The 18,004-nt window shown below is 67.7% G+C and carries 20 protein-coding genes; 12 read left to right on the top strand and 8 right to left on the bottom strand.

What is annotated here, in order from left to right:
• The first annotated feature begins 78 nt into the window (after positions 1-78).
• Positions 79-1,755: a SulP family inorganic anion transporter gene (locus AC1DXX_RS01355; RefSeq protein WP_478132364.1), complete on the top strand. Its 1,677-nt coding sequence runs from the start codon at positions 79-81 to the stop codon at positions 1,753-1,755.
• On the opposite strand, the gene AC1DXX_RS01350 is transcribed toward AC1DXX_RS01355, so the two are convergent.
• Positions 1,756-2,262, bottom strand: a complete 507-nt coding sequence (locus AC1DXX_RS01350) for an outer membrane protein assembly factor BamE (protein WP_478132363.1) — start codon at positions 2,260-2,262, stop codon at positions 1,756-1,758.
• A 39-nt stretch (positions 2,263-2,301) separates the two neighbouring features.
• Here AC1DXX_RS01350 and AC1DXX_RS01345 point away from each other — a divergent pair, with 39 nt between their 5' ends.
• The 8 genes from AC1DXX_RS01345 to AC1DXX_RS01310 all read left to right on the top strand — a co-directional run bounded on the left by AC1DXX_RS01345 (position 2,302) and on the right by AC1DXX_RS01310 (position 8,316).
• Positions 2,302-2,508, top strand: coding sequence for a DUF3460 family protein (locus tag AC1DXX_RS01345; RefSeq protein ID WP_093058036.1), 207 nt, complete (start codon positions 2,302-2,304; stop codon positions 2,506-2,508).
• A 71-nt stretch (positions 2,509-2,579) separates the two neighbouring features.
• Entirely contained in the window at positions 2,580-3,416 is an 837-nt protein-coding gene (locus tag AC1DXX_RS01340) for a segregation and condensation protein A (RefSeq protein ID WP_478132362.1), read from the top strand.
• Positions 3,417-3,444: 28 nt separating this feature from the next.
• Positions 3,445-5,016 (top strand): L-aspartate oxidase, encoded by a 1,572-nt coding sequence (nadB, locus tag AC1DXX_RS01335; RefSeq protein WP_478132361.1) that lies wholly within the window; start codon positions 3,445-3,447, stop codon positions 5,014-5,016.
• A gap of 63 nt (positions 5,017-5,079) precedes the next feature.
• The gene (gene panD / locus AC1DXX_RS01330) at positions 5,080-5,481 is read left to right on the top strand and encodes an aspartate 1-decarboxylase (RefSeq protein ID WP_478132360.1); all 402 of its coding nucleotides are present in this window, start codon (positions 5,080-5,082) and stop codon (positions 5,479-5,481) included.
• Between the two features lie 67 nt (positions 5,482-5,548).
• Positions 5,549-6,433, top strand: a complete 885-nt coding sequence (panB, locus tag AC1DXX_RS01325) for a 3-methyl-2-oxobutanoate hydroxymethyltransferase (protein ID WP_478132359.1) — start codon at positions 5,549-5,551, stop codon at positions 6,431-6,433.
• 21 nt (positions 6,434-6,454) lie between these two features.
• The gene (panC, locus tag AC1DXX_RS01320; protein ID WP_478132358.1) at positions 6,455-7,303 is read left to right on the top strand and encodes a pantoate--beta-alanine ligase; all 849 of its coding nucleotides are present in this window, start codon (positions 6,455-6,457) and stop codon (positions 7,301-7,303) included.
• Positions 7,300-7,938 (top strand): 7-carboxy-7-deazaguanine synthase, encoded by a 639-nt coding sequence (gene queE / locus AC1DXX_RS01315; RefSeq protein ID WP_478132357.1) that lies wholly within the window; start codon positions 7,300-7,302, stop codon positions 7,936-7,938. The genes panC and queE overlap by 4 nt, the downstream gene beginning before the upstream one ends.
• A gap of 15 nt (positions 7,939-7,953) precedes the next feature.
• Positions 7,954-8,316, top strand: coding sequence for a 6-carboxytetrahydropterin synthase (locus AC1DXX_RS01310; RefSeq protein WP_478132356.1), 363 nt, complete (start codon positions 7,954-7,956; stop codon positions 8,314-8,316).
• Here AC1DXX_RS01310 and nadA read toward each other — a convergent pair whose 3' ends face one another.
• The 6 genes from nadA to AC1DXX_RS01280 form a co-directional block, all read right to left on the bottom strand.
• Complete coding sequence (nadA, locus tag AC1DXX_RS01305) at positions 8,317-9,435, bottom strand: quinolinate synthase NadA (protein WP_478132355.1); 1,119 nt, start codon at positions 9,433-9,435, stop codon at positions 8,317-8,319.
• Positions 9,436-9,442: 7 nt separating this feature from the next.
• Complete coding sequence (gene nadC, locus AC1DXX_RS01300; protein ID WP_478132354.1) at positions 9,443-10,321, bottom strand: carboxylating nicotinate-nucleotide diphosphorylase; 879 nt, start codon at positions 10,319-10,321, stop codon at positions 9,443-9,445.
• Positions 10,322-10,342: 21 nt separating this feature from the next.
• On the bottom strand, positions 10,343-11,383 hold the full coding sequence (locus AC1DXX_RS01295; RefSeq protein ID WP_478132353.1) for an NAD(P)H-dependent glycerol-3-phosphate dehydrogenase: 1,041 nt from the start codon (positions 11,381-11,383) through the stop codon (positions 10,343-10,345).
• A 25-nt stretch (positions 11,384-11,408) separates the two neighbouring features.
• A complete protein-coding gene (gene secB / locus AC1DXX_RS01290; protein ID WP_478132352.1) occupies positions 11,409-11,873 on the bottom strand; it encodes a protein-export chaperone SecB in 465 nt (154 codons plus the stop codon).
• Positions 11,874-12,001: 128 nt separating this feature from the next.
• A complete protein-coding gene (gene grxC, locus AC1DXX_RS01285; RefSeq protein ID WP_478132351.1) occupies positions 12,002-12,262 on the bottom strand; it encodes a glutaredoxin 3 in 261 nt (86 codons plus the stop codon).
• A gap of 21 nt (positions 12,263-12,283) precedes the next feature.
• Positions 12,284-12,667: a rhodanese-like domain-containing protein gene (locus AC1DXX_RS01280; RefSeq protein WP_478132547.1), complete on the bottom strand. Its 384-nt coding sequence runs from the start codon at positions 12,665-12,667 to the stop codon at positions 12,284-12,286.
• 106 nt (positions 12,668-12,773) lie between these two features.
• Here AC1DXX_RS01280 and gpmA point away from each other — a divergent pair, with 106 nt between their 5' ends.
• The 3 genes from gpmA to AC1DXX_RS01265 all read left to right on the top strand — a co-directional run bounded on the left by gpmA (position 12,774) and on the right by AC1DXX_RS01265 (position 15,849).
• The gene (gene gpmA / locus AC1DXX_RS01275; RefSeq protein WP_478132350.1) at positions 12,774-13,517 is read left to right on the top strand and encodes a 2,3-diphosphoglycerate-dependent phosphoglycerate mutase; all 744 of its coding nucleotides are present in this window, start codon (positions 12,774-12,776) and stop codon (positions 13,515-13,517) included.
• A gap of 104 nt (positions 13,518-13,621) precedes the next feature.
• The gene (locus AC1DXX_RS01270; protein WP_478132546.1) at positions 13,622-15,064 is read left to right on the top strand and encodes a S41 family peptidase; all 1,443 of its coding nucleotides are present in this window, start codon (positions 13,622-13,624) and stop codon (positions 15,062-15,064) included.
• 26 nt (positions 15,065-15,090) lie between these two features.
• On the top strand, positions 15,091-15,849 hold the full coding sequence (locus tag AC1DXX_RS01265; RefSeq protein WP_478132349.1) for a HesA/MoeB/ThiF family protein: 759 nt from the start codon (positions 15,091-15,093) through the stop codon (positions 15,847-15,849).
• A 3-nt stretch (positions 15,850-15,852) separates the two neighbouring features.
• On the opposite strand, the gene AC1DXX_RS01260 is transcribed toward AC1DXX_RS01265, so the two are convergent.
• Complete coding sequence (locus tag AC1DXX_RS01260; protein ID WP_478132348.1) at positions 15,853-17,856, bottom strand: AsmA family protein; 2,004 nt, start codon at positions 17,854-17,856, stop codon at positions 15,853-15,855.
• Between the last annotated feature and the right edge of the window lie 148 nt (positions 17,857-18,004).

Here is an 18,004-nt window from a genome sequence, read left to right as displayed (position 1 = left end):
TCCGGATAAGTTGATCGAAAGTACGCATGCAGTCCGATTGCCCAATCAAAGAGGCGCGCAGGCCACAATGAGCCACCCATGCAGTCACCGCTGAACATCACCCGCTTTCGTCCCCGCCTGCTGGATGCGATGGCGGACTACAACAGGGAGCGCTTCTTCAAGGACCTGGGCGCGGGCGCCACGGTGGGCATCGTGGCGTTGCCGCTGGCGATGGCCTTCGCCATCGCCTCGGGGCTCAAGCCCGAGGCCGGCATCTGGACGGCGATCATCGCGGGCTTGCTGATCTCGCTGCTGGGCGGCTCGGCGGTGCAGATCGGCGGGCCGGCGGGCGCCTTCATCGTGATCGTCTACGGCATCGTCGAGCGCTATGGCGTCGCGAATCTGCTGATCTCGACGGCGTGCGCCGGGGTGCTGCTGTTTGCGGCGGGGCTGTTCGGGCTGGGGCGGCTGGTGCGTTTCGTGCCGTTGTCGATCGTGGTCGGCTTCACCAACGGCATCGCGGTGCTGATCCTGCTGTCGCAGCTGAAGGATCTGCTCGGGCTCTCGGTGGCGAAGATGCCGGCCGACGTGTTCTCGCAGCTGCACGCGATGGCGCTGCAGATCGGCACCTTCAATCCCTATGCCTTCGCACTCGGACTGGCCTGCCTGGCCGGGCTCTTGGTGTGGCCGCTGCTGCTGCGCGACGAATCGAAGGTCGGCCATGCATTTCTGCGCCTGGTGGGCCGTGTGGCGCAAACGCGCGCGGTGCGGGTGAGCGCGCGCATGCCGGGGCCGATCGTCGCGCTCGTCACGCTCACGCTGGTGTCATGGGGCTTCGCGCTGCCGGTGGAGACCATCGGCACGCGCTTCGGCGGTATTCCCGAGGGCGCACCGGCCTTCGCCTTGCCCGATTTTTCCTGGGAGACGGTCAAGCAGCTGGTCACGCCGACGCTGACCATTGCGCTGCTCGGCGCCATCGAGTCGCTGCTCTGCGCACGCGTGGCGGACCAGGTCAGCGGCCAGCCGCGCCACGACCCGAACCAGGAACTGATGGCGCAAGGCATCGCCAACATCGTGACGCCCTTCTTCGGTGGCATGCCGGCCACCGGCACCATCGCGCGCACCGTGACCAACATCCGCTCGGGCGGCAGCTCGCCGATCGCGGGCATCGTGCATGCGCTCACGCTGCTGACCGTGGTGCTGCTGGCGGCACCGCTGGCGCGCCATGTGCCGCTCGCGGTGCTGGCGGGCATCCTGATCTTCGTGGGCCTGAACATGGGCGAGTGGCGCGAGTTCACGCCCACCCAGCTGCGACACTTCAGCCAGCACTACCGGCTGCTGATGCTGGGCACCTTCTTCCTCACCGTGGTGTTCGACCTGACGGTGGCGGTGCAGGCGGGCATCGTGGGGGCCTGCGCGCTGTTCATCCGGCGCATGAACGGGCTCTTCAGCGTCGAGCTGGAGACGCTGCAGCCGCCGGTGCTCACCTACCGGCTCTACGGGGCGCTGTTCTTCGGCGCAGCCGCGAAGCTCGACGAGGCGGTGAACGCGGCCGAACGCGCGCCGCGCGGCATGACGGTGGTGCTCGACGCCACGCACCTGATCTACCTCGACGCCACCGGCGTCGATGCGCTGCGCCAGCTRCACAAGGCGGTGCTGGCGCGCGACGGGCAGTTGCGCCTGGAGTCGCTGCAGCCGCAGCCGCTCGAGGTGATCGTGCGTTCGGGGTTTGCCGAGGAACTGACGACCGGCAGGCCGCACGCCGCGGAAGGCTGATCAGTTCGCCTCGGTGGCGCGGTCGGGCGAGGAGCCGCTGCGCACGATGCGCTGGTCGTCGTTCAGCGTGGCGGTGAACACCATCGGCGAGTTCGGCGGCTGGACCCAGCGCCACTCCCATTCGGTTTCGCGCTTGAGCGCGTAGGGCGTGATCTTCGCGGGCTTGCCGAGCAGCTTGCGCAGGTCTTCCATCATCATGCCGGGCTGCACCCGGGCGAAATTCTCGGGCGTGAGCACCTGGCGCAGCGCGCTCATCTTGCCGTCGCGGCCGATGGTGATCATGTAGTTCTTCTGGCCCTGCGGCTGGCGGTTGTACTCGAACACGCGGCCGCCGTTCGGCGCCTCCCAGACGTTCTCGGGCTCGCCGAATCTGGCCCGCACATCGGTCTCGGTCGAGACGCCTTCCTCGAGCTCGCTGATGCGCTGGTTATCGCAGCCCGAAAGCCCGATCACCGCCGCCAGCAACGCCGTTGCCACGCCAATCTGCCACTGTTGCCGATGTCCCATGCCGTCCCCGGTAAAATTCGCTCTACAAAGGTCCAGTCTATGTCCATCTTCCGCCGCCCCCACTACACCTCCGAGATCACCAATTTCATCGAGGAGATGAAAGAAAAGAAGCCGACGCTGGAAGCCGAACAGCGCGCCGGCCGTGCCCTGCTGTGGGACAAGCACCTCGACCGCAGCCTGCTCGAGGAGTACAGCGAAGCCCGCGTGCCGATGCAGCCGTACGTCTACCAGACCCAAGCCAAGTAAATGGTGCCAATTCGGCATCCTTCGCCCGTCCGCTTTGCGCAGACAGCTATTGAAATGATAGCGTCCGACCAATGAGCAGGGACGAGGACAACGACACGCTCGTGGTGGCTATGCCCGAAGTGGTCGATCAGGTCGCGCTCGCCAGGCTCTATGGCGAGCCGCTGTTCGCGATGCCGAAGGACCTGTACATCCCGCCCGAGGCGTTGCAGGTGTTCCTCGAGGCCTTCGAAGGCCCGCTGGACCTGCTGCTGTACCTGATCCGCAAGCAGAACTTCAACATCCTCGACATCCCGATGGCGGGGCTGACGCGGCAGTACCTGAGCTACGTCGACGAAATCCGCCAGACGAACCTCGAACTCGCGGCCGAGTATTTGCTGATGGCCGCGATGCTGATCGAGATCAAGTCGCGCATGCTGCTGCCGCCCAAGAAGGTGGCCGACGGCGAAGAGGCCGAAGACCCGCGCGCCGAGCTCGTGCGCCGCCTGCTCGAATACGAGCAGACCAAGCTGCAGGCCGCCGCCATCAGCGCCATGCCGACCTACGGCCGCGACTTCTGGAAGGGGCAGGTCTACATCGAGCAGTCGCTCAAGCCCCGTTTTCCCGACGTGAACGTGATCGACCTGCGCGATGCGTGGGCCGACATCATGAAGCGCGCCAAGCTCGTGCAGCACCACAAGATCTCGCGCGAGGAACTCAACGTGCGCGAGCACATGAGCATCGTGCTGCGCCACCTGCAGGGCCAGCGCTTCGTGGAATTCGAGAAACTCTTCGACGTGTCGCGCGGCGCGCCCGTGCTGATCGTCACCTTCATCGCGATGCTCGAGCTCGCGAAGGAAACCCTGATCGACATCACGCAGGCGGAAGCCTTCGCGCCGATCTATGTTCGCCTCGCGTACTCGCCAGCCTGAACTCGCCATCCACCTCGGAAACTCCGCCGTGCTCGATTTCGACGTCCTCATCGTCGGCAGCGGCCTCGCAGGCCTCTCCGCCGCGCTGCACCTGGCGCCCACGCACCGCGTGGCCGTGCTGACCAAGCGCGCGCTGAACGACGGCTCCAGTGCCTGGGCACAGGGCGGCATCGCGGCCGTGCTGGCCGCGGGCGACAGCTTCGACGCCCATGTGGAAGACACGCTGATCGCCGGCGCCGGCCTCTGCGACCCCGAGGCCACGCGCTTCGTCGTCGAGCACGCGCCCGAGGCCATCGGTTGGCTGCGCGAACTCGGCGTGCCGTTCTCCGAAGAAGGCGGCGACCTGCACCTGACGCGCGAGGGCGGCCACAGCCAGCGCCGCATCGTGCACGTGACCGATGCCACCGGCGCGGCCGTGCAGCAGACATTGATCGAACGGGTGCGCCGAACGCCGAACATCACGCTCTTCGAGCACCACACGCTGGTCGACCTGGTCACCGGCGCCAAGCTCGGCCTGGACGACCCGGCCTGCGTGGGCCTCTACGCGCTGGACGACGCCACCGACGAGGTGCTGAGCTTCCGCGCGCCGCACACCATCCTGGCCACGGGCGGCGCGGGCAAGGTCTACCTCTACACGACCAACCCCGACACCGCCACCGGCGACGGCATTGCCGCGGCGTGGCGCGCGGGCTGCCGGGTGTCGAACATGGAGTTCATCCAGTTCCACCCGACCTGCCTGTACCACCCGCATGCCAAGTCGTTCCTGATCAGCGAAGCGGTGCGCGGCGAAGGCGGGCTGCTGAAGTTGCCGGATGGAACGCGCTTCATGCCCAGGCACGACGAGCGCGCCGAACTCGCGCCGCGCGACGTGGTGGCGCGCGCCATCGACTTCGAGATGAAGAAGCACGGCCTGGACTGCGTGCATCTCGACATCTCGCACCAGAGCCCGGCCTTCCTGAAGGAACACTTCCCCAACATCCTCGCGCGCTGCGCGGAGCTGGGCATCGACATCACGCGCGAGCCCATTCCGGTGGTGCCGGCCGCGCACTACACCTGCGGCGGCGTGCTCAGCGACCTCGCCGGCCGCACCGACGTGCCGGGCCTCTACGCCATCGGCGAGACCGCCTGCACCGGGCTGCACGGCGCCAACCGGCTGGCCAGCAATTCGCTGGTCGAGTGCATGGTGTTCGCACGCGCCGCCGCGGCCGCCATCGCCGAAGCGCCCGTGCACAGCAGCGCCAATCTGCCGCCCTGGGACGACAGCCGCGTCACCGACGCCGACGAGGCCGTGGTCATCTCGCACAACTGGGACGAGCTGCGCCGCTTCATGTGGGACTACGTGGGCATCGTGCGCACCAACAAGCGGCTGGAGCGCGCGAGCCATCGCATCGCGCTGCTGCAGGCCGAGATCCAGGAGTTCTACGCCCACTTCCACGTGACGCGCGACCTGCTGGAGCTGCGCAACCTGGTGCAGGTGGCCGAGCTGATCGTGCGCTCGGCGCAGGCGCGCCACGAGAGCCGCGGGCTTCATTTCAGCCGCGACTATCCCTCGCTCGCCGAGCCGACCGCACCGACGGTGCTGGTGCCGCTGGCGGGCTGAAGCTTCCTTCTTCTTCCTTTCCCCTTCCGATCCACCGTTTCGCAGCGAGAGGCGACCCTCATCATGTTCCGCACCCTGCTCAAGTCCAAGATCCACCGCGTCGCCGTCACCGACTGCGAACTGCACTACGAAGGCTCCTGCGCCATCGACGAAGACCTGCTCGACGCGGCCAACCTGGCCGAGAACGAGCAGGTCCACATCTGGAACATCAACAACGGCGAGCGCTTCGTCACCTATGCGATCCGCGGCGAGCGGGGCACCGGCATCATCTCGGTCAACGGATCGGCCGCGCGCCGGGCCTCGGTGGGCGACCTGATCATCATCGCGGCCTTCGGCCTGGTGCCGGAAGACCAGGTGGCAGGCTACAAGCCCAAGCTCGTGTTCGTGGACGGCGCCAACCGCATCAAGGAAGAGCGCGCCCACATTCCAGTGCAGGCCGCTTCCGGCGAGGCCGTTCCGGCCTGACGGCCCGCCCCCGACGCCTGCCTGCGCCCACATCGGCCTACGGCCGCTCCATGGAGAAAGCCCACCCATGTCATCTGTCCCCTCCTCCGCTCCCGCCTCCCCCTACGGCACCTTGCCGCCAGCCTCGTCGCCGGCGCTGCGCAAGCCCGTGAGCCTGCCGCGCCTGGCCGACATGCATGCGCGCGGCGAGAAGATCTCGATGCTCACCGCCTACGATGCCACCTTCGCCGCCATGGCCGATGCGGCGGGCGTCGATTGCCTCTTGGTCGGCGATTCGCTCGGCATGGTCTGCCAGGGCCTGAACAGCACCGTCGGCGTGAGTCTGGACACCATGCGCTATCACACCGACAGCGTCTCGCGCGGCCTGCGCCGCGTGCAGGGCACGGCCTGGCTGATTGCCGACCTGCCCTTCGGCAGCTACCAGGAATCGCGCGAGCAGGCCCTGCGCAGCGCCACGGTGCTGATGCAGGCCGGCGCCCACATGGTGAAGCTCGAAGGCGGCGGCTGGACCACCGAGACGGTGCGTTTCCTGGTCGAGCGCGGCATTCCGGTGTGCGCCCACCTGGGCCTGACGCCGCAGACCGTGCATGCGCTGGGCGGCTACCGGGTGCAGGGCAAGGGCGATGCGGCCGGCGCCCTGCTGAAGCAGCACGCGCATGAGCTGCAGGACGCGGGCGCCACGATGCTGGTGCTCGAGATGGTGCCGGCCGCGCTGGCCGCCGAGCTCACCACCGAACTGAAGCACTGCGCCACCATCGGCATCGGCGCGGGCAAGGCCACCGCGGGCCAGGTGCTGGTGTTGCACGACATGCTGGGCATCAACCTCGGCAAGATGCCGAAGTTCGTGCGCAACTTCATGGCCGACGCCTCGAGCATCGCGCAGGCTCTCGAGGCCTACGTGCGCGCCGTGAAGGATGGCAGCTTTCCCGACGATCAACTTCACGCCTGGTAAGAAACTGACAAGAGAGCGACCATGTACATCGCACACACCATCGCCGAGCTGCGCGACCATCTGGCGGCCTGCAAGCGCCCCGCTTTCGTCCCCACCATGGGCAACCTGCACGACGGCCACCTGGCGCTGGTGAAGCAGGCCAGGCCGCTGGGCGACGCGACGGTGGCGAGCATTTTCGTCAACCGCCTGCAGTTCCTGCCGCACGAAGACTTCGACACCTACCCGCGCACCTGGGAGAGCGACTGCGAGAAGCTGCGCGCGGCCGGCTGCGACGTGCTGTTCGCGCCCGACGAGAAGGCGCTCTACCCCGAGCCGCAGACCTGCAAGGTGCATCCGGACCCTGCCCTGGCCGACATCCTCGAAGGCCACTTCCGCCCCGGCTTCTTCATCGGCGTGTGCACGGTGGTGATGAAGCTCTTCACCTGCGTGCAGCCGCGCGTGGCGGTGTTCGGCAAGAAGGACTACCAGCAGCTGATGATGATCCGCCACATGGTGCGGCAGTTTGCGCTGCCCATCGAGATCGTGGGCGGCGAAACCTTCCGCGCCGCCGACGGGCTGGCGCTGTCCTCGCGCAACGGCTACCTGAGCGAAACCGAGCGTGCGGAAGCCGTGCAGCTGTCGAAGGCGCTGAAGGCGATGGCCGAGGCCGTGCGTTCGGGCGAACGCGATTTGGCCGCGATCGAAGCGCGGGCAATGCAGACGCTGGCGCAGCGCGGCTGGCAACCGGACTATCTTGTGCTGCGGCGCCGCGCCGATCTGCAGGCGCCCACTTCCGATCTGTCGGGCGAACCCCTCGTGGCACTGGCCGCGGCGCGGCTGGGCAGCACACGGCTGATCGACAACCTGGAAATCGACACTTCTGCCTCATGACCTACAGCGTCAAGGAAATCTTCTACACCCTGCAAGGCGAAGGCGGCCAGGCGGGCATGCCGGCCGTGTTCTGCCGCTTTGCGGGCTGCAACCTCTGGACCGGCCGCGAAGCCGATCGCGCCACGGCTGTCTGCCGTTTCTGCGACACCGATTTCGTGGGCACCGACGGCACGCTGGGCGGCAAGTTCAAGGACGCCGACCAGCTCGCCGACACCATCGCCGCGCAGTGGCCGGCGAACGACGCCGAGCACCGCCTGGTGGTGCTGACCGGCGGCGAGCCGCTGCTGCAGGTGGATGCGGCGCTGGTCGATGCGCTGCATGCGCGGCGCTTCCGCATCGCGGTGGAGAGCAACGGCACGGTCGCCGCACCCGAAGGCATCGACTGGCTCTGCATCAGCCCCAAGGCCGGGGCGCCCTGGGTGCAGCAGCGTGGACAGGAGCTGAAGCTGGTGTGGCCGCAGACCGAATTCGACCTCGACACGATGGCGCGCACCGGCGAGTTCACGCACCGCTTCCTGCAGCCCATGGACGGGCCCGACCGCGTGGCCAACACCGAGCTTTGCATCGCCGAATGCATGCGCCAGCCCGCCTGGCGCCTCAGCGTGCAAACCCACAAGATCACCGGCATCCGCTGAGACGGTATTTTTCAGATGCGCTTCACCATCAGCCAACGCTTTTTCTTCGACGCCGCCCACACGTTGAAACGCGACATCGAAGTCGCCGGCAGCCGCCGTGTCCACGGCCACACGTACCACGCCGAGGTCTGGCTCGCGGGCCAGCGCGATCCGGTGACGGGCATGGTGATCGACCTGGGGCTGCTGCGCCGTCGGCTGGACGAGGTACGCGAGCTGCTGGACCATCACCTGCTCGACGACGTGGCAGGGCTGCATCCGCCCACGCTCGAGAACCTCTGCCTGTTCATTGCCGATGCGCTGCCGGAATTCCACGCTTCGCTCGCGCGGGTGCGCGTCTGGCGCGAGGCGCTGGGCGACAGCTGTACGCTGGAGTTCTAGTCAGGCGGCGCCGATGCCGGCGATCAGGCTTCCGGGCGGCTGGCCGTTCTTGAGGCCGGCGGTGAAGGCCAGCATGCGGTCGATCGGCAGGCGGGCACGCAGGCCCAGCGCCGGATCGACGTGGATCTCGCCGGCGCCGGTTTCCAGCGCGTTCGCCAGTTCCGCCAGCCCGTTCATCGCCATCCACGGACAATGCGCGCAGCTCTTGCAGGTGCCGCCATTGCCGGCCGTAGGGGCCTCGATGAAGGTCTTGCCGGGGTTCAGCATGCGCAGCTTGTGCAGCATGCCGGTGTCGGTGGCGACGATGAACGCCTTCGCGTCCATGCGCTGCGCCGCATTGAGGATCGCGGAGGTCGAGCCGACTGCATCGGCCAGCGCGATCACGTCGGCCGGCGACTCCGGATGCACCAGCACCTTGGCGGCCGGATGCTCCTTCATGAGCAGTTCCAGCTCCAGGGCCTTGAACTCGTCGTGCACGATGCAGGCGCCGTTCCAGCTGACCATGTCGGCGCCGGTCTGGCGCTGGATGTAGTCGCCCAGGTGGCGGTCGGGACCCCAGAGGATCTTGCGGCCCTGCGTGTGGAGCGCACTCACCACGTCGAGCGCGCAGCTCGATGTGACGAGCCAGTCGGCGCGCGCCTTCACGGCCGCGCTGGTGTTGGCGTAGACGACCACGGTGCGGTCGGGATGCGCGTCGCAAAAGGCGCTGAATTCGTCGACCGGGCAGCCCAGGTCGAGCGAGCAGTTGGCGTCGAGGTCGGGCATCAGCACGCGCTTCTCGGGCGAGAGGATCTTCGAGGTTTCGCCCATGAAGCGCACGCCCGACACCACCAGCGTGGTCGCGGCATGGTCGCGGCCGAAGCGCGCCATCTCGAGCGAGTCGCTCACGATGCCGCCGGTTTCTTCGGCCAGGTCCTGCAGGTCGGGATGCACGTAGAAATGCGACACCATCACTGCGTTGCGCTCGCGCAGCAGGCGGCGGACGCGCTCCTTCAGCGCGATGCGCTCGTGGGCCGAGGGCTCGGGCGGCACGCGCGCCCAGGCGTGGCGCGTGTCGCAGGCGGCGCCCGCCCTTGCAACGGGTTGCTCGTAGTCGACATCGATGACCAGAGACGACATGGTCGGATCAGCTTTCTTGAAAACGCATCGAGAAATCGATGGCCTTGATGTCCTTGGTCAACGCACCGACCGAGATGCGGTCGACACCGGTCTCGGCCAGGGCGCGCAGGCCGTCGAGTGTGACGCCGCCCGAGATTTCCAGTACCGCCTTGCGGTCATTGCCGGCCTCGTCGTTGATGCGGACGGCCTCGCGCAGCGTGGGCAGGTCCATGTTGTCCAGCAGCACCATGCGCGCGCCGGCTTCGAGCGCCTCGCGCAGTTGCGCCAGCGTTTCGACCTCGACCTCGACGAAGGCCGCGCGTTCCGCCACCGGCGCCACCGCGCGCAGGGCCGCGGCGACACCGCCGGCTGCGGCGATGTGGTTTTCCTTGATCAGCACGGCGTCGTAGAGGCCGATGCGGTGGTTCAGGCCACCGCCGGTGCGCACCGCGTATTTCTGCGCGAGGCGCAGGCCCGGCAGGGTCTTGCGGGTGTCGACGATGCGGGCGCGGGTGCCGCGAACGGCATCGGCATACAGGGCGGTCTTGGTGGCGACTGCGCTCAGTAGCTGCAGGAAATTCAGGGCGGTGCGCTCGGCCGTCAGCAGCGCGCGGGCCGGGCCTTCGATCTCCAGCACCGTCTGGTCGGCGGCGCAGCGCTCGCCTTCGCCGCAGAGCCAGGTGATGCGAACCTCTGGATCCAGCTGCCGCAGCGTGGCTTCGACCCAGGGCGCGCCGCACACCACGGCGGATTCGCGCGCCAGCACGCGGGCGCGGGCGGTGCGGGTGGGGTCGACCAGCGAGGCGGTGAGGTCGCCGTCGGCGACGTCTTCCTGCAGTGCGCGGGTGGCATCGGCCTGGGCCAGCGCGGCCACGGCCGACGCCGAAAAATCAAAGCGAAGGCTCATGGCTCTTTGTCTTCAGTCGGTTCAGGAGGATTGACGAGGAGATGCCGCTGCGCCGGACGGGACCGATTCCGGCACCGGGTCGCGGCCGGTCAGGGCGGCGACGGCGTCCTGGGGGCTCACGCGGCCGTCGAGCAGCGCGACCACGCCTTCGGCAATGGGCATCTCGATGCCCAGACCGCGGGCGCGCTGCACCACGGTGCGCGCGCAATACACGCCTTCGGCCACATGGCCCAGCGAATCGACGGCCTGTGCCAGCGTGCGGCCCTGGGCCAGCAGCAGGCCGACCTTGCGGTTGCGCGACAGGTCGCCGGTGGAGGTCAGGACGAGGTCGCCCAGGCCCGAAAGGCCCATGAAGGTTTCGGCGCGGGCGCCGAGCGCCAGGCCGAAGCGCGTCATTTCGGCGAGGCCGCGGGTGATGAGCGCCGCGCGGGCATTGAGCCCGAGCGCGAGGCCGTCGCACAGCCCGGTGGCGATGGCCAGCACGTTCTTGACCGCGCCGCCGACCTCGACGCCGACGATGTCCTCGTTGGCATAGACACGCAGGGTCGGCCCGTGGAAGGCGTCGACGAGCGCGTCGCGCACCGCTGCATGCGGGCTGGCGGCCACCAGCGCGGTCGGCCGGCCTTCGGCCACTTCTTGCGCAAAGCTGGGGCCGCTGAGCACGCCAGCTATCAAATCAGGAGCGACCTGTGCCCATATTTCGTGGGCAAGCAGGCCAAAGGAGGTCGGGGAAGCGTCCAGCGCGGGTTCCACGCCCTTGCACAGCCAGGCCACCGGCGCAGTGCAGCCGCGCAACGCCATGAGCTGTTCGCGCAGGGCAGCCATCGGCGTGGCCACGATGACGAGGTCGGCGCCGGCGTACGCCTGGCCGATATCGCCCGCCCGCACGGCCAGCGAGGCCGGCAATGCCAGCCCCGGCAGGTAGCGGGTGTTCTCGCGCGCCTTCGACATGGCATCGGCCTGGGCGGCATCGCGCGCCCAGAGCGTGACCTCGTGGCGGGCGGCCGCGTTGACGGCGACTGCCGTGCCCCAGGCACCGGCGCCATGAACGCAGATCTTCATCGGCGTTGGCGGCGTTATGCCTGGTTTACTGCGTGACGATCGGCGAGGGCTGGCCGGCGGCCTGCGCCTGCTGCTGTTCGTACATCGCCTGGAAGTTGATTTCGGCCAGGTGCACGGGCGGGAAGCCGCCGCGCTGGATCACGTCGGCCACGTTGCCGCGGAGGTACGGGTAGACGATCTGCGGGCAGGCGATGCCCAGGATCGCGCCCATCTGGTCTTCGGGCAGGTTGCGGATTTCGAAGATGCCGGCCTGCTTGGCTTCGACCAGGAACACGGTCTTGTCCTGGATCTTGGTCTGCACGGTGGCCGACACGGTGATCTCGAAGATGCCTTCGGCCACGGGCTGGGCGTCCACGCCGAGCTGGATGTCAACGGTGGGCTGCTCCTGCTCCAGCAGGATCGCGGGCGAATTGGGTTGTTCGAGCGACAGGTCCTTGAGGTAGACGCGCTGGATCTGGAACACGGGATCTTGGGCTTGCTGGTCGGCCATGGCTGAACTTTCGAGGATCAAAACAATGCCCGCCGGGGAGAGGTTCCCGCAGCGGGCTGCAGATGAATAAGCAGGCGATTATCGCCCCGCGACCGAGCCACTTCCGTGACGCCCGGCAGCTTTGTGTTTCAGGCGCCCTGCAAGAGCGGCATGAGGCCGCCGCGGCCGTCCAGCGCCACCAGGTCGTCGCAGCCACCCACGTGGGTATCGCCGATGAAGATCTGCGGCACCGTGCGGCGCTGGGTGATCTCCATCATGGTGTTGCGGGCTTGCGGGTCGCTGTCGATGCGGATCTCTTCGATCTGCTCGACGCCCTTGGACTTCAGGATCTGCTTCGCGCGTACGCAATAGGGGCAGAACGCGGTGGTGTACATCTTGACGGCTTGCATACGCTGTATCTGGTGGAGGTTTCAGGCCTTTTCAACGGGCAGATTAGCGTCTTTCCAGGCCTTCAGGCCGCCAGCGACCGCCTGGGCCTGCTCGTAGCCAAGCTTCTTGGCCATGGCCACGGCGCGCTGGGCGCGGGCGCCGGTGGCGCACACCAGCAAGAGCGGCACATTCTTGTTCTTGACCGTGCTGGCCAGCTTCTCGTCGAGCTGGTTCAGCGGGACGTTCTTGGCGCCGATCATGTGGCCGGTGGCAAATTCTTCCGGTTCGCGCACGTCGACCAGCACGGCACGCTCGCGGTTGATGAGCTGCACGGCGCCCTGGGCCGTGAGCGTTCCGGCGCCGGAACCCCGAATCAGCGGCCAGGCCAGCATGCCGCCCGAGCTGAGTGCGATCAGGATCAGCATCCAGTTCGCGGTGACGAATTCGATCAATTTCACGGGGGTTCCTTGGATGGCAAACCCGGGATTTTAGAATGTTGCTTTTTCCCAAGCGTTCCCAAAGGCCTCCCACATGCACAAACTGGTACTGATCCGCCATGGCGAATCGACCTGGAACCTCGAAAACCGCTTCACCGGATGGACCGACGTCGACCTGACCGAGACCGGCGTGGAACAGGCCAAGCAGGCCGGCCGGCTGCTCAAGGCCGAGGGCTACGACTTCGACGTCGCCTACACGAGCGTGCTCAAGCGCGCCACCCGCACGCTCTGGCACACGCTCGACGAACTCGACCGCACCTGGCTGCCCGTGGTGCACTCCTGGCGCCTGAACGAGCGCCACTATGGCGGCCTGCAGGGCCTGAACAAGGCCGAAACCGCCAAGAGGTACGGCGACGAGCAGGTGCTGGTCTGGCGCCGCAGCTACGGCACCCCGCCCCCGCCGCTGGAAGCCGACGACCCGCGCAGCGAACGCTCCGACGTGCGCTACGCCAAGCTGTCGCCCGAGCAGATTCCGCTGACCGAGTGCCTGAAGGACACGGTGGCGCGCGTGCTGCCGTTCTGGAACGAGTCGATGGCGCCGGCCATCCGCACCGGGCGCCGACTGGTCGTGGCGGCCCACGGCAACTCGATCCGGGCACTGGTCAAGTACCTCGACGGCATCTCGGACGACGCCATCGTCGGCCTGAACATCCCGAACGGCATCCCGCTGGTCTACGAGCTCGACGACGATCTCAAGCCCCTGCGCCACTACTATCTCGGTGATGCAGCCGCCGCCGAGAAGGCCGCCGCCGCGGTGGCCTCCCAGGGCAAGGGCTGAAAGAAAACCCCGCTTGCCGGTCCCCCCGTGGAACCCCGGCAAACAATTTGCTTCCAAGCTGTGTATATTGGTTCGACAGCCGCCGACAAGGACAATCACTCATGATGGGCCAGAAACTGAAGATCACCGGCTGGGTCGCCGCCGGCGCCGTAGCTGGCGTCCTGACCACCGTCTCGTTGCAGACGGTCGCACGCGGTTCGCTTGCGCCGCTCCCGCTCGAGGAATTGCAGCAGCTCGCTGCCGTCTTCGGCATGGTCAAGAGCGACTATGTCGAACCGGTCGACGAGAAGAAGCTCATCTCCGATGCCATTTCCGGCATGGTCGCCGGGCTCGACCCCCATTCCCAGTACTTCGACAAGAAGTCCTTCAAGGAATTCAGGGAAGGCACGACCGGCCGCTTCGTCGGCGTCGGCATCGAGATTTCCCAGGAAGACGGGTTGATCAAGGTGGTGTCGCCCATCGAAGGCTCGCCGGCCTTCCGTGCCGGCCTCAAGCCGAACGACCTGATCACCAAGATCGACGACACGGCCGTGCGCGGCCTGTCGCTCAACGAGGCCGTCAAGCGCATGCGCGGCGAGGCCAGCACCAAGGTGCTGCTCACCATCTTCCGCAAGGACGAGAGCCGCACCTTCCCGGTCACCATCACGCGCGAGGAGATCCGCACGCAGTCGGTGCGCGGCAAGATGATGGAGCCGGGCTACGGCTGGATTCGCCTGTCGCAGTTCCAGGAACGCACGGTCGACGACTTCGTGAAGAAGGTCGACGACCTGTACAAGGAGGATCCGAACCTCAAGGGCCTGGTGCTCGACCTGCGCAACGACCCGGGCGGCCTGCTCGACGCGGCGGTGGCGGTGTCTTCGGCCTTCCTGCCCGAGAACGTGACGGTGGTGACCACCGACGGCCAGCTCGCGGAAAGCAAGTCGGTCTACAAGGCGGCGCCCGAGTTCTACCAGCGCCGTTCCGGCAGCGACCCGTTGCGCAGCCTGCCCGCAGCCCTCAAGAACGTGCCGCTGGTGGTGCTGGTGAACGAAGGCTCGGCCTCCGCCAGCGAAATCGTGGCCGGCGCGCTGCAGGACCACAAGCGCGCGATCGTCATGGGCAGCCAGACCTTCGGCAAGGGCTCGGTGCAGACGGTGCGCCCGCTCGGTCCGGACACCGGCCTCAAGATCACCACGGCGCGCTACTACACGCCGAGCGGCACCTCGATCCAGGCCAAGGGCATCGTTCCCAACGTGCTGGTCGACGAAAGCGCCGAGGGCAGCCCGTTTGCCGCCCTGCGCATGCGCGAGGCCGATCTCGAGAAGCATCTGGCCAGCGGCCAGGGCCCGGAAACCAAGGATCCGGAACGCGAAAAGGCCCGCGACGAAGCCCGCAAGCGCCTCGAGGAAGAAGCCAAGAAGCCGCCGCAGGACCGCAAGGTGCCCGAGTTCGGCACCGACAAGGACTTCCCGCTGGTGCAGGCGCTCAACCGCCTCAAGGGCCAGCCTGTGCTCGTGAGCAAGACGCAGGTCATCGTCGACAACAAGGAAGAGAAGAAGGAAAACTGAAGCCGGTAAGGCGGGCCGAGGCGCGCATGGACGATCACGACCTGCTGCGCTACTCGCGCCACATCCTGCTCGAGGAGTTCGGCATTGACGGGCAAGCGCGCGTCAGTGCCGGGCATGCGCTGGTCATCGGCGCGGGCGGACTGGGTTCACCGGTTGCGCTTTACCTGGCCGCAGCCGGCGTCGGGCATATCACGCTGGTGGACGACGACGAGGTCGATCTCACCAACCTCCAGCGCCAGGTCGCCCACACCAACGCCCGCGTGGGCAGTCCGAAAGTCGAATCGGCCGCGCAGGCGATGCGCGAAATCAACCCCGACATCGCCATCGAAACCCACGCCCTGCGCGCCGACGAAGCACTGCTTTCGCGCCTCGTCGAGGCAGCCGACGTGGTGGTCGATTGCTGCGACAACTTCGCCACGCGCCACGCCGTCAACCGGGCCTGCGTGGCACACGGCAAGCCGCTGGTGGCGGGCGCGGCGATCCGTTTCGACGGCCAGCTGAGCGTCTACGACACCCGCGATGCCGCATCGCCCTGCTACGCCTGCCTGTTCCCGCCCGATGCGGCCTTCGAGGAAACGCGCTGCGCGGTGCTGGGCGTGTTTGGCCCCGTCGTCGGCACCATCGGCACGCTGCAAGCCAGCGAGGCGTTGAAGCTGCTCGCCGGCATCGGCCCCTCGCTCGCGGGCAAGCTGCTGATGTTCGACGGACGCAGCACCAGCTTCGACACCCTGCGCGTGGCACGCGACCCGCACTGCAGCGTTTGCGCGCAGCGCCCCGGCGGCTGAGCCTCAGGGCTGCTTCGCCCTGGCGGCGCCACGGGCTGGAGCACCGGCGCCGGGCTTGTTGGCGTCGGCCAGAACGTCCTTGCAATCGGCGTCCTTTCCCGGCCCGGTTTCGATGGTCGCGGCCAGGGCCAGCAGCGGGTTGATGGCCCCCAGTGCAAATGCGGCCATGCCGCGCCCCGCCAACGGCGCCACCGCGACGCCGCCCGACGGCGAGCCGAAGGTGCCGCGGACGACCAGCGGCGTGCGCAGCGAGAGGATGTTCTTGGACTTGGGCTCCGGACGAACCACGAAGTCGAGCGTCTCGGTCGCCAGGTTGGCCTGGCCGGTGGCGATGAACACGGCATTGCTCGTGTCCACCATGAGCGTGCGCCCCGTCATCAGGCCCTTGTCGACGTCGAAGGCCATGGCCGCGCACCGCAACTCGACATTGCGGTCGCCGCGCATCACGAACTTGATGATGTCGCCGCCCACGAGGGTTGCGAACACCGGCAGCAGATTGCCGAACTGCCCCCGCCCCGAAAGCACCGCCACATCGCCAGACGCGCCGCCGAGCCAGTTGGCCACGGAACTGCCCGCGCCCGACAGGTTGATGCGGCCATCGAGCCGGCCGACGCTGTTGCCCGTGGTTTCGAGCTTGGGGAACAGGCGGGCGAGCTGCACGCCGCGCAGGTCGAGCGAAGCGCGGATGTCGGCCGGGCTCTTCGCGGCATCGATGCGGATCGCGCCGGCCAGCTTGCCGCCGCCCACCCCCAGGTCGAGCGGGTCGAGCGACAGCACGCCGTTGTTGAGCTTCACCTGCACGCTGCCGCGGTCGAGCGGAATCTCGCGCACGTTCTGGATGCGCTCGGCCGTGTACTTCACGTCGGCGTTCATGGCGCGCAAGCGTTCGAAATCCAGCGGCGCGGTCGGCAGCACCTTGCCGCCCGCCGGGCGCTTCACCTGCGTGATGCTGGGCGGCGGCGCCACGCCTTCGACCGCATGGGCCGATCGCGCCGTCGGCGGCAGGCCGATGAGCGGACCGAGGTCGTCCATGTCCATCACGCGCGATCGCAACTCGCCTGCCAGGTGCGGCAACGCGCCGGCCTGGTCGAAACGCATGTCGCCGGCGATGTCGGAGAGACCCAGCTTGCCCTTGAGCCCGGCCACCTGCCAGAGCTTGCCGCGCTTGCTCAGGTCGCCGCTCAGCGCATAAGGCGAAGTCTGCGGCAGCGCGATGCCAAGGAGCGGGAACAGCGCGCCCAGGGTCTGGCCCTTGAGGTCGAACTTCGCATCGATACCGTCGAGCCCCGCCAGCTCGGCCACCGTGCCGACGGCCTTGAGGCGGGTCTGACCGGCTGCGGCATTGATCTCCAGCGGAAACGGCGGTGCGCCCGCGGCGTTGATCTGCAGCACGTTGCCGGTTCGCCCGTCGGCGGTCAGCGGCTGGCCCTTGTAGCGGCCCTTGATGCGGTAGCTGAGGGGCAGCGTGCCCCGGCCGGTGTCGTAGCTCACGTCGGCGTGCAGGTCGACGCCCAGGTGCCCGGCCAGGAAATCGATGGCCCCGCTGTCGATCTGCATGAGGCCGATGCTCGGCACCGTGCCGGCGTCCGAGGTGTCCTTGCCGAGTGCCCAGGTGCGGCGGCCGTCCTGCTCCATCTGCAGACCGAGGACCGGGGAGAAAAGCGTCAGGCGCGGAATGACGATCCTGCGCGTGACCAGCGGCCAGATACGGATGTCGAACTCGGCGCGTTCGGCCTTCACGAGGTAGGGATCGCGCGCCCAGGAAGGGTTGGCGAACTCGATGCCGTCGAACTTGACGGTGGCGGCACGCCAGCCGAGGTCCACGTCGAGCCGCCGGGTGATCTCGAACTTGCGCCCTGTCTGCTCGCTCACGTAGCGGTTGACCGGCTCGCGCAGCGCGTTCCAGGGAAAGAACACCAGCGCGACCAGCAAGGCGACAGACAGCAGCACGAGCAACGCCAGCAGCTTTTGCCACAGCGGACGAGTGCGAAGGATGTGCAAGGCCATGTCCGTCTGCATAACCTCGTTCAAGCCGGTCCCGGGTCGGCGACGGGCCGCAGCAACCGTGCGGTATTGCCTACGGGCGATGCGTTGCGAGCCGATGCGTCAGAACGCGCCTACAGCACGCCGTCCATGAACCCTGCATGATGCATGT

The sequence above is a fragment of the Variovorax sp. P4_B10 genome, assembly GCF_056402375.1.
The sequence above is the reverse complement of the archived record's forward strand: the minus strand, read 5'-3'. Positions and strand labels throughout refer to the sequence as shown.

Excerpts from the sequence above, each read along its gene's own strand:
- AC1DXX_RS01280 (WP_478132547.1), bottom strand. The coding sequence starts at position 12,667 with ATGCTGATCCTGATCGCACTCAGCTCGGGCGGCATGCTGGCCTGGCCG.
- AC1DXX_RS01295 (WP_478132353.1), bottom strand. The coding sequence starts at position 11,383 with ATGAAGATCTGCGTTCATGGCGCCGGTGCCTGGGGCACGGCAGTCGCC.
- AC1DXX_RS01340 (WP_478132362.1), top strand. The coding sequence starts at position 2,580 with ATGAGCAGGGACGAGGACAACGACACGCTCGTGGTGGCTATGCCCGAA.
- panC (WP_478132358.1), top strand. The coding sequence starts at position 6,455 with ATGTACATCGCACACACCATCGCCGAGCTGCGCGACCATCTGGCGGCC.
- nadA (WP_478132355.1), bottom strand. The coding sequence starts at position 9,435 with ATGTCGTCTCTGGTCATCGATGTCGACTACGAGCAACCCGTTGCAAGG.
- panB (WP_478132359.1), top strand. The coding sequence starts at position 5,549 with ATGTCATCTGTCCCCTCCTCCGCTCCCGCCTCCCCCTACGGCACCTTG.
- AC1DXX_RS01260 (WP_478132348.1), bottom strand. The coding sequence starts at position 17,856 with ATGGCCTTGCACATCCTTCGCACTCGTCCGCTGTGGCAAAAGCTGCTG.
- grxC (WP_478132351.1), bottom strand. The coding sequence starts at position 12,262 with ATGCAAGCCGTCAAGATGTACACCACCGCGTTCTGCCCCTATTGCGTA.
- queE (WP_478132357.1), top strand. The coding sequence starts at position 7,300 with ATGACCTACAGCGTCAAGGAAATCTTCTACACCCTGCAAGGCGAAGGC.
- panD (WP_478132360.1), top strand. The coding sequence starts at position 5,080 with ATGTTCCGCACCCTGCTCAAGTCCAAGATCCACCGCGTCGCCGTCACC.
- gpmA (WP_478132350.1), top strand. The coding sequence starts at position 12,774 with ATGCACAAACTGGTACTGATCCGCCATGGCGAATCGACCTGGAACCTC.
- AC1DXX_RS01265 (WP_478132349.1), top strand. The coding sequence starts at position 15,091 with ATGGACGATCACGACCTGCTGCGCTACTCGCGCCACATCCTGCTCGAG.
- AC1DXX_RS01310 (WP_478132356.1), top strand. The coding sequence starts at position 7,954 with ATGCGCTTCACCATCAGCCAACGCTTTTTCTTCGACGCCGCCCACACG.
- nadC (WP_478132354.1), bottom strand. The coding sequence starts at position 10,321 with ATGAGCCTTCGCTTTGATTTTTCGGCGTCGGCCGTGGCCGCGCTGGCC.
- secB (WP_478132352.1), bottom strand. The coding sequence starts at position 11,873 with ATGGCCGACCAGCAAGCCCAAGATCCCGTGTTCCAGATCCAGCGCGTC.
- AC1DXX_RS01270 (WP_478132546.1), top strand. The coding sequence starts at position 13,622 with ATGGGCCAGAAACTGAAGATCACCGGCTGGGTCGCCGCCGGCGCCGTA.
- AC1DXX_RS01350 (WP_478132363.1), bottom strand. The coding sequence starts at position 2,262 with ATGGGACATCGGCAACAGTGGCAGATTGGCGTGGCAACGGCGTTGCTG.
- AC1DXX_RS01345 (WP_093058036.1), top strand. The coding sequence starts at position 2,302 with ATGTCCATCTTCCGCCGCCCCCACTACACCTCCGAGATCACCAATTTC.